The sequence below is a fragment of the Pseudomonadales bacterium genome (assembly GCA_013215025.1).
Classification (GTDB): Bacteria; Pseudomonadota; Gammaproteobacteria; order Pseudomonadales; family DT-91; genus DT-91.
Genome location: JABSRR010000052.1, coordinates 1 through 15,311, shown reverse-complemented (window position 1 = coordinate 15,311; position 15,311 = coordinate 1). Strand labels below are relative to the sequence as shown.

12 protein-coding genes are annotated in these 15,311 nt (G+C 45.3%); all 12 read right to left on the bottom strand.

Annotated features, from left to right (window positions below; genetic code table 11):
• Positions 1–344 precede the first annotated feature (344 nt).
• Positions 345–2,210 carry an alkaline phosphatase gene (locus HRU21_05605; protein NRA41771.1) on the bottom strand — a complete coding sequence of 622 codons (1,866 nt, stop codon included), beginning with the start codon at positions 2,208–2,210 and terminating at the stop codon, positions 345–347.
• 170 nt (positions 2,211–2,380) lie between these two features.
• Positions 2,381–3,337: a DHH family phosphoesterase gene (locus HRU21_05600; GenBank protein ID NRA41770.1), complete on the bottom strand. Its 957-nt coding sequence runs from the start codon at positions 3,335–3,337 to the stop codon at positions 2,381–2,383.
• A 93-nt stretch (positions 3,338–3,430) separates the two neighbouring features.
• Positions 3,431–4,171, bottom strand: coding sequence for an SDR family oxidoreductase (locus HRU21_05595; GenBank protein ID NRA41769.1), 741 nt, complete (start codon positions 4,169–4,171; stop codon positions 3,431–3,433).
• Positions 4,172–4,183: 12 nt separating this feature from the next.
• Positions 4,184–5,497, bottom strand: coding sequence for an FAD-binding oxidoreductase (locus HRU21_05590; protein NRA41768.1), 1,314 nt, complete (start codon positions 5,495–5,497; stop codon positions 4,184–4,186).
• A gap of 6 nt (positions 5,498–5,503) precedes the next feature.
• The gene (locus HRU21_05585) at positions 5,504–6,958 is read right to left on the bottom strand and encodes a UbiA family prenyltransferase (GenBank protein ID NRA41767.1); all 1,455 of its coding nucleotides are present in this window, start codon (positions 6,956–6,958) and stop codon (positions 5,504–5,506) included.
• 26 nt (positions 6,959–6,984) lie between these two features.
• The gene (locus HRU21_05580) at positions 6,985–7,959 is read right to left on the bottom strand and encodes a flippase-like domain-containing protein (GenBank protein ID NRA41766.1); all 975 of its coding nucleotides are present in this window, start codon (positions 7,957–7,959) and stop codon (positions 6,985–6,987) included.
• Between the two features lie 123 nt (positions 7,960–8,082).
• Positions 8,083–8,343, bottom strand: coding sequence for a helix-hairpin-helix domain-containing protein (locus HRU21_05575; GenBank protein ID NRA41765.1), 261 nt, complete (start codon positions 8,341–8,343; stop codon positions 8,083–8,085).
• A gap of 114 nt (positions 8,344–8,457) precedes the next feature.
• Positions 8,458–9,510 (bottom strand): 2-oxoacid:ferredoxin oxidoreductase subunit beta, encoded by a 1,053-nt coding sequence (locus HRU21_05570; GenBank protein NRA41764.1) that lies wholly within the window; start codon positions 9,508–9,510, stop codon positions 8,458–8,460.
• A complete protein-coding gene (locus HRU21_05565) occupies positions 9,507–11,384 on the bottom strand; it encodes a 2-oxoacid:acceptor oxidoreductase subunit alpha (protein ID NRA41763.1) in 1,878 nt (625 codons plus the stop codon). Before HRU21_05565 ends, HRU21_05570 begins: the two co-directional genes overlap by 4 nt.
• A gap of 21 nt (positions 11,385–11,405) precedes the next feature.
• A complete protein-coding gene (locus HRU21_05560; protein ID NRA41762.1) occupies positions 11,406–13,199 on the bottom strand; it encodes an FAD-dependent oxidoreductase in 1,794 nt (597 codons plus the stop codon).
• A gap of 321 nt (positions 13,200–13,520) precedes the next feature.
• A complete protein-coding gene (locus HRU21_05555; GenBank protein NRA41761.1) occupies positions 13,521–14,126 on the bottom strand; it encodes a hypothetical protein in 606 nt (201 codons plus the stop codon).
• Positions 14,126–15,311 (bottom strand): NAD-dependent DNA ligase LigA (gene ligA / locus HRU21_05550; protein ID NRA41760.1); only part of this gene is annotated, 1,186 nt, incomplete at its 5' end. The genes ligA and HRU21_05555, both read right to left, overlap by 1 nt.

The window sequence follows — 15,311 nt, the reverse complement described above, 5'->3', positions numbered from 1 at the left end:
GCCGATCAGCTTGAGCTAACGCTTAAGCAAGCGTTGCAACACGCTGATGCAGCAACCACCATTCGAACCCAGCTGGGTGGGCTAAACTTACATCACCTATACTGCAATCTACTCGACTGTTAGGCTTTATTAATCGGCCTACTTTTAAGCAAGCTCTCTTATTGGTAAGCCTTTATTAACAGGCCCGTTTATTGATAGGCCTTTTCGTTAAAAATCTTAGGTCCTTCATAAGCAGATCCCTCGCTAGCAACAAAGCTTGGTAAAAGTACACTATCGTTGACTGGCGAGATTAAGTCATAAAAAAAGCCCGCCGAAGCGAGCTTTATATGTGGCGCAACTGTGTATTAATTGAGCTTTAACTCAAATACGCTTGTAGTGCCAGAGACTTCATTTCCCACGGCAATAAAGTGCTTGCCAAGCTTGCTGAAATATTCAATTGATTCGGGGCCTAAATCACCTGCTGCAGGATTATAGCTGTCGTCATCACAATCGCCATCATCAACCGTAGTACAAACATCAACATCAAAATTACGATTATTAATATAGTTTAGATACACTGGCTGTGCTGGATTAGAAACATTATAAGCCGCAATACCACCATGACGCTCTAGACCAATAAAGGCAATTGTCTCACCATTAATCACAGCAATTTCAGTAGCCTCGGGCTCAACTCCTTTATCATCTGAACGGTTATCGTTAGATTCATCAGATAGATTGTTATCGTTAGTCATATTCCAGTAGCTTGATGTATTCGCTCGTCGTGCTAGCTCATCGCCACTGTCATAGACAAGTTCTGTCTCTAGATTCCAGATTGAAAATGAACGTGCGCCGAAAGTCAAAATATCATCGCTAGCTGCAATTGCTGTGTCGGTATCGGCATAAACCACTTTGATACGACCAACAGAGTTATCTTCATCAGAGATATCAAACGCGCCACCTGATGATGCGCTTAAAGGATGATCGCTGGCTACATTTTCTAAGTCTGCGCCACGTGCCTCATCAGTATAAGAGATACAATCATCGACTTCGTTCTGGTATTTAACGGCGTCTTCATCGTCGCCGCCAGGCTGAAACTCATCACCATCCCAGCTTTGACCTGCTGCATCACAGACAGACTGCGTGGTTTCGTAAATATACTCGCGACCATCACCTTCGTTGGCAGAGATAATATAAGATTGACCGCCAATCTCGAATGCCGAAATTGCATCAGGCATATATAGGCCAACCAACTGAGGCACAGACTGTGGAGAATAGTTACCGTCTTCATTGGTAAAATCAAGTTTAGCTTCACCATCCCAGCGCTTGGTACCTAAGCCTTTCACTGATTCAATTTCACCTGAAGCAATGTCGATAGTCATAAAGGCATTATTTTCCTGCATGGCAACAACCGCTTTATTATCTGCGGTAATAGCAATATATTCTGGCTCAAGGTCTTCGGCAACCGATGCACCTTTAGGGCTTGGTAAACGAACGCCATCATCTTTTAATTGCGCTGCTTGGTTATTAAGCTCTGCAAAACTAACCTGAGTAATATCTGCGGTGTCTACCGTTAATCCGCTTGATAGGTCAACAATCGTCACTGAGCCCTCTGGATCAATGGTATATTCACCATTCGGCTCGCCTTCATTGGCCGCCAAAATATAACGAGCATTGTCAGTCATGCTGACCATGTCTGGCAATGCACCCGCCTCGAAAGTCTCAATTAATGCAAGCGTGTCGCTTCTATATAAAGCAATAACACCATTCTCTTGTTTATTGTCATTTTCAAATACAACCGCAACAACGCCCTGTTTAGCAACGACGGAGTTTGCAGCGCCTAGGTTTTTACCTGACTTTGCCGCTGCGCCATTACTCGTTAAGCTAGACGTTTTATTAACCGCAGTTCCGGTAAAGTCTAAAACATCAACTGCTGAGCTTTGCGAGTTTACAACGTATAACTTATCGCTACAGCTGTCGTAAGATACAATTTCTGCAGCCGAGCTATCAAACTCAGCATCGGCAACATAGCTGCCCACTAGCTCGAAGCTCAATCCCTTAACATCATCAGCATCGGCATCAGCATTGGCCAATACAGTTTCTACACACTGAATTTCAAGCGCAGCAATCGTATCGACCACTGCATTAGGGTCATTATTATCATTATCACTATCGCTGCATGCCGATAAAGCAACAGCCAACGATAATGCGCTTAAAGTTTTGTTATTGAGCATATTCACTACGCTACTCCCTCAAGGTTATTACTAAACGAGAGGCATGGTAGTGAAAACAGATGACAAATAGGCTACAAAAAAATGATACTTTTATTGCATATGCATGAAGAAAAATTGCTCTGTCACATCCCTGTCACAAAGCACGTCATTAGAAAATTTTTTTGAGGGGGTTAAGCGTAGTAGGCACTAAAAACCGACATAAAACGCTCTAGTTCAGCCGCCGGTAAATCGTTCACACCTGCAGCGGCAGCTCTACCGCCACCGGTTGGAAACTGTGCGACTATCTCATTAGCGCCCTGCTTGTTATTTAAAGGTGCTCGGATGCTTACCAAATAATTACCATTGGCTTTTTCAGTAAGCACGGCATGTGCGCGATCGGGATTATCGTTAGCTAAATCGTTTGAATATACGCCTGAAACACGACGCGCCCATGATTGGTTAGGTAAAATAAAGACCGCAGACGCTTTATCATGTAATTCTGGCGAGATGCTGTGCACATATTGCATATCATCCTGATAACCCTGTGTTAACTTATCGAACACCGCACGGCTCTGCTGCATAAAATCCAGCGGCGAAGAAAACTGCACTAACTCGCGGTAAAGCTGCTCGGGCGCAAAATGTAAATCCTCCACTGCCGCACCGTAGCCGTTATAATTGATCAATATACCCAGCTGTTCGAGGCTATCGATTTGCGCATCAGACAATGCGGTAGTTTTAGCTAAAGCTCGTGCACTCTGCTTTAAATTATCACCAAACGCTCCGGTAATTGCCCACTCTATATATTGGCTTTTTAGGTAGCCATTGATCAAAATTGCAGTGCATACATTGGCATCTAAATTAATCAGGGCGTTTAGATTTTTATGCTGCGGGATATCACCAGCATCGTGATGATCGCAATAAAAAACCTCTGCCCCATTGTTCAATATTGCATTCAGTGGATCGATATTTTTTTTCATTGAGATATCTAACACGGTGACTTTATCACCCTCAGCAGCAGAGACTTGCTGCAGCAGCTGTATATCGCGTTTTACCCCAGTGACTAACTGACTTGTTCTTGGCTCTGCAAGCCGAAGCTGCACCAGCGCGCAAATACCGTCGGCGTCGCCATTGAATACATCATAATACATAGATTGACCCTTTGATGAAAATTTGTAATTGCTCACTTAATGAGACTTCACCTCATTGCTTACAATGCGTTAGAGATTTCAAAGTATGCGCTATTACAGCGACAAACGCTTGAAAATAAACTCTGGTATAGATTTTATAATGAACATAATCAGCCACCAAAATCTCGGCAAATAAACCTCCGATTTTCCACCAGCGATGGCGTGAGCGATACCCTCTGCTATATCTTCAGGCTGCGCCCAAAGCGGACCCGACTTATCAATACTGTCAGTCATAGGTGTATCGACAAAGCCCGGCTTAATGGTTAAGACGTTGACATTGTACTTAAATAAACGCGCGCGCAAGCCTTGTAAAAACGTAGTCACCATAGCTTTAGAAGTACCATAAACATAGTTACTGGGACGTCCACGATCACCGGCGACAGAACTGATAACGGCAATAGTTCCGCTGCCTTGCTGTTGCATCCGGTTAGCTAATAAAGTTAACAAAGCTAGCTGGCTAATACCGTTAACCTCAAGCACCCTTAATGCATGCTGCCAATCTTTTTCAGCCTCAGCTTGATCACCTAGGATACCCTGCGCCATTAGGATAATATCTACTTTCTCGAGTGCTTGAAAGGCAGCCGACAAGCAATCATCAAACAAGGTTTGATCCGCTAAATCTACAGCATAGGTATCTACCTTAAACGCACCGCGAATCTTCAAATCCTGTTTTTGCATCTGCAATTTTTTTTCATCTCTTGCCACTAAGAAAAAGGATGCTCGATGCTTTTGCGCATAGAGTTTTGCACATGCGTCAGCTATAGCTGATGAGGCGCCGATAATTAAAATATTCATGCGGTAATATCCTTAGCCTTTGGTCACACGCTGCCAAAAATCAGATGTAATATTGGCGTCACGCAGCTGCTCTAGCTGCTGCCATTGTGGATAAGCCTGTTGAAACAATTCAGCGGACATGCGCGCATCTTTTGCTGGATACAATGCACCACCTGCTGACTTAACGATTTGATCAAGTCGAGATAATAACGTTAAGGTTTTCTTACCCTGAAACGGAAAGTCAATCGCGAGATTTGCACCAGGGCGTGAGAATGATAATAGTCCTTTAGACGCAATATCACCCATGGTTTTTAACACCACTAAGAATGAGCCAGAACCCGAATCAGCAATCGTTTGTAATAGTTCGCGCATTGCAGCTTCCGCCTGCGCGGTCGGCACAATACACTGATACTGTAAAAAACCCGCACGGCCGTAAATCCGATTCCACTGCAATATGCTGTCTAAGGGGTAAAAGAATGGGTCAAAGTGTTGTGTAAATTGTTTTTTTATAGCTCTTTGCCGAGCGTAATACAGCTGATTAAACAGCTTTACACTCAGTCCATTCACCAAAGATAGCGGCGGCGTGAACGGTACTGTGTGTCTCTTTTGTGGAAACACTGACAGCGCCTTGCTGCTCAAATCATTTGTCTCTTCAACATGATTACCGCGCAGAAAATGGCCGCGCCCCAAGTCTGAACCTTTAGCCGAGGCATCCAGCCAAACAGCTGTGTATTCAAAACTTTCGGCAGACTCTTTTGCCAGCACAAAGAATTCATCAAGGTTGCGATATTTAATCGACTCTACATCAATCATCATCGAAGTAATGGGTTTTAGCTGAATTTCAGCCCAGCTAATAAAACCGGTCAAACCTAAGCCGCCAATTGTGGCGTAAAAAAATTCTGTATTTTCTGACTCACTACACAATAGTCGCCTGCCATCACTTCGACAAAGTTCAAACTGCAGCACATGGTTTCCGAATGACGCGGCTGAATGATGGTTTTTTCCATGCACATCGTTGGCTATTGCACCAGCCACGGTGACAAATTTGCTGCCAGGAGACACCGGTAAAAACCAGCCATGCGGCACAACTAAGGCCAAAATGTCTGCAAGGCTAACTCCAGCTTCCATTTTTAATATGCCAGAGGCAGGGTCAAAGCTGATAAAACGTTTCAGCGCTGCAGAACTAAGCAAAACGCCTTCACTATTAAGACAGGAGTCGCCATAGCTACGACCCATGCCGTATGGCAGAAAGCTGTGCTGCGGCAAGTCAGTGTCGAGACTGGCTAACTTTTGCAGTCGCTGCGGTTTATGCGGGTAGTTACCCCAAGAAAATGACTGACGCATCATATTCACTCAAAGCGTAAATGCTTGGGTTGCAATATAAAAAATTGCGCCAATCACTAGCCCTATAGCTAAGCTTAGGCGATCTTTAACTGCAAACACAATTGGGTCATCGTGCATGCTGCCACGATGAGCTAACAGCCATATGCGACTGACCCAAAATAATAAGATCGGGCATATAAGCCATAATAATGCGGGTGACTGATACAATATACGAACTTCAGGGCTATGCACATACAGCGCCATCACCAATACCGCAATATAGCCACTAGCCGCACCTAGCGAAGCAACCATCGATGCATCGCTTGCATAATAGCCGCGACCAAGCACGGCATGCTTGCCATCTTTTTGCATGTCTACTAATTCAATATAGCGCTTGAGTAATGCCAAGCTCAAAAATATAAACATTGAGAAAGATAATAGCCAAAACGAAAAGTTAGCACTGACTAACACTGTACCGGCAATGATACGCATGGTGTATAAGGCAGCCAACACCACTGTATCAAGCATCACGATTTGCTTTAAATAAAAGGAATAGAACAAGGTAATCAAATAATAAACCGTCAAGGCAATCATAAAATCAAGATTGCTGAACATCGCCAGGCCATATGCCATAAGCAGAAAACACGGCATCATCATTATGCCGTGTGCAAGCGGTATAGTGCCGGCTGCGAAAGGACGTTTTGACTTGCTACTGTGCTGCCGGTCGGCAGCTAAATCTAACAAATCGTTTAAAAGATAAACACTAGAAGCGGCTAATGAAAATGCAAAAAATCCGAGCACGGCCATCTGCCACGCTTGTGCAGAAAGCCACATATGCGCCGTAAACAGCGGTACCAATAACAACGCATTCTTCACCCATTGATGGACCCGAATCGCTTTTGCGTAAGTCAGCAAAGTTGGCTTCTGCGTTTGAATATGATGCGTGTTAGCACAACGTTTTGCCGCCTGCTGCAGCAGTTTTTCTGAGGGTGATACCACAGTTGCACGTTCACTCTCAGCCCACACCGCCAAGTCAACTGTGCTATTACCGAGATATTCAAAACCGTTGGGAAAGTGTTGCTGCAATAATTGACGCTTTTTACTGCCGGTTAAATTGATATGTCCGTCACTGGCAAAGATACCATCAAAACATTTAATAAAGCCGCTCACTCGATTGGCAATCAGTTCATCCGCACCGGTGGCCAAATATATATGATGGCCCGCGCTGCGGCAGTCTTTTATATAAGTTAATACGTCTTGGTTATAAACAAAGTCTTTAGCATCAAAATCGATCACATTGACGATTTGCTGCTTAAAATAAGCCTTCCCCTTGAGTAGCCATAACGGCAATAGCAATAGGTACCAACAACGCTGTTTTAATAACAATAACAAGCATTCAAGCAAGGTATCTGTTTTCACCAGGGTACCATCAAGGTCAACAATAATCGGAATTTTTCCCTGCTGTGGGTCAGGTCTAGCTGTCATAGATGTCCATTAGTGGTTAGTTACCGTCAGTTGTTAGTTACCATCAGTTTATGGCCGAGGCCATGCATGAGCAAAATCACAACCATGCCCAATAATACCGCAAACCACAAGGTTGCAATGCGACAAATTAAGGTAATCGCAGTCGCTGCTGCCAGATCAAAACCAAGTAATTTTAACAGTATAATCATGGTTGCTTCGGTGCCGCCTAAGCCACCCGGTAAGAATGCAAGCGCACCGATAATAATCGCTAGTGCATATACTGCCGCGGCGCTNGCCAGTGCATCAAGATTAATGTCTACAGGCTGGTAAACTTGCATTACATAGAAGAGACCCAAGCCTTCTAAGCCCCAAGCCAAAACACCNATAGTCAGCCCCANCAGAAAGGGCTTTATCGCCAATAATTGATTAGCGCCTGCTAAGGTGTGCGTTAAAAAAGCAATAAGCTTTGTGATAAAGGCAGGTAGGCGTGCAAACCAAGGCTGTTGCATGACCTTTTGCCAAGGTGTTTTTACCACAGCAATACAAACAATAATGATGACACCTGCAGCAATCGCCGCCAGCTGCGCCACGCTAGAGTCGCTAAACAGGCTTAGGCCAAACATAGCTAATATCAGCATCGCCAGTAAATCAATAATACGCTCAACCAGTAATGCAGCAAAGCTGGCTTGGTGCGTCACGCCTTGCTGCTTGAGATATAAGCCGCGCATCGCCTCACCTGCCTTACCAGGCGTCATGGTTAATGCAAAACCCGCAATATACATTGCAAGGTGTCGCCCATGGGGTAGCCTTGGCTGGCCTAAAAACGCTATATATGCTTGCCAACGCCAATAGCGAAGCAAGTAATTAGCTAATGACAACAGCAGTATTATCAGCCAGGTAGATTTAGGTAGCTGAGTAATGGCCTGCAGGGTAGCAGCACCGCCAGAATACAAGCTGACCGCAAAATACAGCAGGATGGCGAGCAGAATACTAATAATGGTGGAGCGGATCAGCTTATTCACAGCGCTTTATTATTATCAAATGCGCATTCTACTGAGATAAGTGCAATTAAAAAAGCGGCTTAACGCCGCTTTTTCCTTTATTGACTCATTGTGTATGAATATTCTAGGTATATTGCGCGAAAGCTACTTTAAACGAATAAACGCTTTATTCTGTTCATACACACGCTGGCCTATACCGGACACATTCACCAATTGCTCAGCTTGAGTAAATTTACCGTGTTGGTCACGATAAGCGACAATTGCCGCGGCTCTTTTCTCGCCAACGCCCTGCAATTCATGCGCTAGTGTATCTGCATCCGCTTGGTTAATATTAACTGGGCCTGCAAATGCAGAGGCAGCTACTAAGATACTGCTCAGTAATACAGTTTTAACAATCATTGTCATTTCTCCTTTGTCATCATGACCATCAAAAAATAGCTGAGAATTGAAGGATTGCAAAAAATGGCGAAAAAAAACTCGCCGCAGCGAGTTTTTACCAGAAGCAGAATACGCTGTTGACTAGCGCATGCTGGCGTTGATTTTTGCTAAAGCCTCAGAACCTGGGCACAACTCTTGTTCACCGAGCGAGTTTAATGACTGCGGTACCGTACTGATTGTCTCGTGAAACTCTGCACTCTCAGTATCGACATAGATTAAACCGGTTAAAATTTCATCTTTTGCCTGAGCCTCGGCAACCGCGTTAATCGCTGAAATGCGGTCGGTTGGATCCCAGCCTTCTGCCAACTTTTGCAGCTGCACTATTGAACCGTCGTGCATAGCAACAGACTTCGCCTCACCTTCAGCATATTCAGTGGTGATTTCTTCATGCATGGGCACAAAATCAATCGTTGAGGTAGCCTCTAAATGATCACGTACATAATCGTAGGCCTTGGTAGAACCTGGATTATTGTTAAAGGTGACACAAGGAGACACAACGTCAATAAACGCAAAGCCAGGGTGAGCCATAGCTGCTTTAATAAGTGGGACTAGCTGAGCCTTATCACCCGAAAAAGATCGAGCAACAAACGTCGCGCCAAGCTGCAGCGCCATCGATACCAAGTCAATCGGTGAGAACGGGTTAACCGAGCCAGCTTTAGAGGTTGAGCCCTCGTCAGCCGTAGCAGAATCCTGGCCCTTGGTTAAACCATAGCAGCCATTATTCTCAACAATATACATCATGTTCAAGTTACGACGCGTGACGTGAGCAAATTGGCCCATGCCAATAGAGGCCGTGTCACCGTCACCTGAAACACCAATATATTTCAAGTTACGGTTGGCCATATTGGCACCGGTTGCAACAGAAGGCATACGTCCGTGAACCGAGTTAAAACCGTGCGAGTTACCTAAAAAATAGGTTGGGGTTTTTGAAGAGCAGCCAATACCCGACATTTTAGCCACTTCATGCGGGGCAATAGACATCTCAAAGCAAGCTTGAATAATCGCATTTGAAATAGAGTCATGGCCACACCCAGCACATAAGGTCGAAATTGCGCCCTCATAGTCTTTTTTGGTAAAGCCCAGTTTGTTTTTAGGCAGATCAGGATGGCGAAAAGCTGGCTTAAAATAACTCATGACGACTGCTCCGCAACTTTAAGCTGAGTGACATTGCTAACGGGGTTTAGATGGGCTTCAATTTGACTTTGAATATGCGCAGCTGTAATTGGCATGCCGCCAAACTCCAACACCGAAACCAACTTACTCGGCACGATATCAAATTCATTAATCACTAGCTGACGCAGCTGTGCATCACGGTTTTGCTCAATCACGAACACTTCATCATGATCATCAATAAAAGCTTTAACGGTATCGTTAAATGGGAATGCTTTCACACGTAATGCATCTAACTGAATACCTTTATCTGCAAGATAATCAAGTGCCTCTAGCGACGAATCAGTAGAGGTGCCGAAGAAAATCACACCACGATTAGACTGATTAGATGCTTGGTATACCTCAGGAGCAGGCACAACATCTTTCGCGGTTTCCCATTTCTTTAACAGACGATTCATATTTTTGACGTATTCATCGCCGTTTTCAGTATACACTGCATACTCATCACGCGAGGTACCACGTGTGAAAAACGAGCCCTTAGTTGGGTGTGTACCTGGGTATGTACGGTAAGGAATACCATCGCCATCAACATCAAGATAGCGACCAAAGCGTTGCTGCATGTTTTCTAAATCATCATGAGTGAAAACTTTACCACGATCGTAGGCACGGCTATCGTCCCACTCAAGTGGCTCAGACATATGGTCATTCATGCCTAGATCGAGATCAGTAAGCATAATCACCGGCGTCTGCATACGCTCAGCAATATCAAAGGCTGCCGCAGTATGATCGAAACACTCTTTGGGGGATGCTGGGAATAATAAAATATGTTTTGTATCCCCGTGCGACGCATAAGCGGCCGCCACGATATCTGACTGCTGAGTACGTGTAGGCATGCCAGTGGAGGGGCCTGCACGCTGCACATCAATCAAAACGCTAGGGATCTCAGCAAAATAGGCCAAACCTAAAAACTCTGCCATCAGGGAAACGCCTGGACCTGAGGTTGCAGTAAACGCACGCGCGCCATTCCAGTTTGCGCCAATTACCATGCCAATCGCAGCAAGCTCATCTTCAGCCTGCGCAATAGCAAATTTATTTTTACCCGTCTCTGGATCAACCCGAAGCTGCTTGGCATATTTTGTAAATGCGTCAACAACAGAGGTTGAAGGGGTAATAGGGTACCAGCCAGCTACCGTTGCACCAGCATAAACCGCGCCGAGGCCGCAAGCAGCGTTGCCTTCCATAAGAATTTTGTCACCAACAACATCACGGCGTTCTAAACGAACGGAACATGGGCAGTTATAGTGTGCTTTGGCATAATCAAAGCCAAGCTCAAGCGCTTTAATATTGGCAGGAATCAGCTTTTGTTTTTTAGCAAACTGCGCCTCAACCATATCGGTTAGCACTTTCCATTCAATATCTAACAATGCTGCCAAGGCACCAACATAAATAATATTTTTAAACAGCTGACGCTGGCGAGGATCGGTATACTCGCGTAAGCACATTTCTGTTAGCGGTACGCCAATATAGTTAACATCGTCACGAATTAGCTGATTAGGTAGTGGTTTAGTACTGTCATAAAAAAAGTAACCACCGGGACTTACCTGAGCAACATCGGCTTTGTATGATTGCGGGTTAACCGAGACCATAAAATCGCAGCCTTCACGGCGGCCAATATATCCCTTTTCATTTATGCGCACTTCATACCAAGTAGGCAAACCTTGAATATTCGATGGGAATACGTTTTTTGGTGAGACCGGAATTCCCATGCGAAAAACGGCTTTTGCAAACATTCCGTTCGCAGAAGCCGAACCCGTTCCGTTAACGTTTGCAAATTTAATGACAAAATCATTAACTGCTTCGATTTTCGGCGTTGAATCTTTGACTGCTACATCTGACATCTTGATTACCTTAACAGCGCTTTAGCTGTTGACCTGTTGACCGGCCTTTGTTGTCTCATAAAAGAATTTTTGCATATCCCAAGCTGAGGTTGGGCAGCGCTCTGCACATAGACCGCAGTGCAAACACACATTTTCATCTTTCACCATGACACGCTCGGTAGGTAAAAGCTCAGAAACCTGCAGGTTTTGATCGAAGTTCGTCGACGGGCCAGACAATGTGGCACGCAGCGCTGATTCGTCATCTTGATTGGGTACAAAGCTGATACAATCTGTCGGGCAGATATCGACGCAGGCATCGCATTCGATGCAGGTCTTCTCAGTAAAGACTGTTTGTACATCGCAATTTAAACAGCGCTGTGCTTCTGCAAAACCTTGCTCTTTCGAAAAGCCTAATTCAACTTCGGTTTTCAAACTCGCTAAGGATTTCTTTAAATCTTCAAGTGGAACGATATAGCGCTCGTCAGTATTAACACCGTTATCATACGACCATTCGTGGATACCCATTTTGGTCGACCAAATAGAGGTATTGGGGCCTGGACGATCATCTTTAATACTGCGACCGTTTAGCATCAAATCAATGGATAGCGCAGTCTGGTGACCCTGCGCAACGGCTGTGATCACATTCTCAGGGCCTAGCGCGGCATCGCCAGCGAAGAAAACGTGTGGCAAAGTCGACTGGAAAGTTTCGTTATCAATGACTGGCATGTCCCACTTTCCAAACTCAATGCCTAGGTCACGCTCAATCCAAGGAAATGCGTTGTCCTGACCGATCGCCATAATTACATCATCGCAGGCAATTTCGACAATTTCACCTGTTGGGATTAAGGTACGCTTACCGTTATCGTCGTATTCTGCACGCTGCTTTTCAAATTGCATCGCGACCAATTTACCATTTTCGGTAATAAACGCTTTCGGTGCATGATTATCAAGAATAGGAATGCCTTCATGCTGAGTATCTTCGATTTCCCACGGTGAGGCTTTCATATCAGAAAATGGTGAACGAACCGCAACCGTCACTTCTTTTGCACCCAAGCGCAGCGAAGTACGGCAACAGTCCATGGCAGTATTACCGCCACCTAGCACAATAACTTTTTCGCCAATTTTCGAGGTATGCTCAAAGGCGACATTGGCTAACCATTCAACGCCAATATGAATATTGGCATCAGCCGCTTCGCGGCCGTCTAATTTTTTCAAATCACGCCCAGCAGGTGCACCAGTAGCGACCACAACGGCATCGTAATTTTTATCTAAAATTGACTGTAAAGAATCAACATAGGTATTGAATTGCGCATTCACACCCATGTTCAGAATATAATTGACTTCACGCGCCAGCTCTTCTTCAGGTAGACGAAATGCAGGGATTTGGCTGCGCATCATACCACCGCCAACCGGCTGATTATCATACAGCTCTATGGTATAGCCTAACGGCGCTAAATCGCGGGCAACTGTTAATGCCGCAGGACCGCCGCCAACAATACCGATTTTTTTACCGTTTGCAGGCTGGATATCCGGAAGACGTGATTCAAAGTCGGCATGGTCAAAATTATCTGCAGCCACCCGTTTTAAACGGCAGATAGCCACGGGCTCTTCTTCAACACGACCGCGACGACAGGCCGGCTCGCATGGGCGATCACAAACGCGGCCTAAAACCGATGGAAACACGTTCGATTGCCAGTTAATCATATAGGCGTCGGTGTATCGCTCCTGAGCAATCAAACGAATGTATTCAGGCACAGGGGTATGTGCTGGGCAGGCGTACTGGCAATCCACAGTTTTATGATAAAACTCTGGGTCTTTTACATTTGTCGGTTTCAAGGTCGCATCCTGAAATTTAAGCTGGTTACAACAGTTTTTTTGTCAACGAATCAGTAACTTGTCGTTATTGTTATCGTGTCTTAAGCTATTACGTTGACAGCCATATATTTGGCTAATCAGCCCACTCAATTGACAAAAAAGCGCATTTTTTGTGCGCGCAATTGTTTCATAACTGTGCTCAAATTTCAGCAATAAAAGTGAAATTTTTATGCCTTTCTAAACACATTTTTAGACAGGGCGTCTCGAAATATAGGAAGTGAGAATTATTCGTAATTAGCACTCAGAGTTTTCTCTATTTAGGGTCTGAATATTGCGTCAGAATCACCAAAACCAGCCGCGACTTTGCAATCGCTTTTCACACTTTTGAAGTTGCGTCTTATACCGCCAGGCACGGTCGGCGACCTTTTTTGACACGCGGATTAACCAACTTTTGCGCTTATAACTGCCTCGCGCATAGCCGCCCTGCCCCTCGTGATAAGCAAGATAAAGCTTAGCAGTATCCCATTTTGGAATTTTATTCCGGCGATTGCTTTGGTCATTGTACCAACCTATAAAATATACCGCGTCGGCAAAGTCATCGCGGTCATGGCCATAATTACCAGTCGAACGTTGATAGACTTTCCAGGTTTCATCTTTAGCCTGCGGATAGCCATAAGCGCTAGACAAACGTCCACCTGGGATAAAGCCCAAAATCTTTTTACGCGGTGGCTTAGCATCGGCGACAAAGCGCGACTCTTGATGAATAAACGCCATCATGGTTGGAATCGACGTGCCCCAGTCGTCTTGCGAATCTTTCGCATCGTCATACCAGCCGCGCTTCTCATCAAATATTGCGCATATATTATCGAGATTCTTTGGCGGAGACGTGGTACAGGCAGTAAAAAACACCGCACACAGCAGGCAACAAAATTTCGATAATGATGGCATTAGCTTCCCTGCCCTGATATTAGCTCACTTAACATCGATTCATCGCCAATCGCAACGCCCAGATCTTGTGCCTTTTTGAGCTTTGAACCGGCTCCAGGTCCAGCGATTAACAGATCGGTTTTTTTCGATACCGAACCAGCAACTTTAGCACCCAGCGCCTCCAAAGCCTGCTTGGCATCTGCCCGCGGCATCGATGCCAAATTGCCAGTCAAGACAATAGTCTTACCTTGCAAGGTCAATTCAGACTGATCCTTGTTTGCAACCTCTGGCCAGCTAATCCCGGCCTGTAACAAACGCTGTAGGTTCTCCAGCTGATGTGGGTTGGCAAAAAACTGCGAAATATGATGCGCAACGACAGGGCCGACATCATCGATAGTTTGCAATACCTCATCGCTCACCGAATATAAGGGATCTAAGGACTTAAAATGATTGGCCAGCGAGTTTGCAGTCGCCTCGCCAACTTCACGAATGCCAAGGCTGTATAAAAAACGAGCCAGGGTCGTTTGCTTACTGCTTTCAATGGCCCGAAACAGATTCGATGCCGATTTTTCTGCCATCCGCTCTAAGCCAACAACGGCTTTAAAATCTAAACGATAAAGGTCTGCAACGGTTTTGATTAAACCTGATTCAACTAATTGCTCAACTAGCTTATCGCCCAAGCCATCAATATCCATCGCCTTGCGCGAGGCAAAATGTTGAATCGCACGAATACTTTGCGCCTGACAGATGATGCCGCCGGTACAGCGCGCCACTGCCTCACCAGGTTCACGCTCGACTGGTGAATCACAAATAGGGCAGGATGTTGGAAAGTGAATCGGCTTAGCATCCACAGGTCGTTTGGCCATTACCACAGATACTACCTGAGGTATGACATCGCCGGCGCGACGGATCACCACGGTGTCGCCGATCATCAAGGCTAAACGCGTAATCTCATCTTGATTATGCAGCGTGGCATTAGACACCGTCACACCGCCGACAAAAACCGGCTCTAATTTCGCTTTCGGCGTAATGGCGCCGGTTCGACCTACCTGAAACTCAACGTCTATCAGCTTGGTCATTTCCTCTTGGGCAGGAAACTTATAGGCGGTTGCCCAGCGTGGCGCTCTAGCAACAAAACCCAGGCGCTGCTGCAATGCTAAGTCATTCACCTTAAACACAATACCGTCAATATCGTATGCCAGCGTA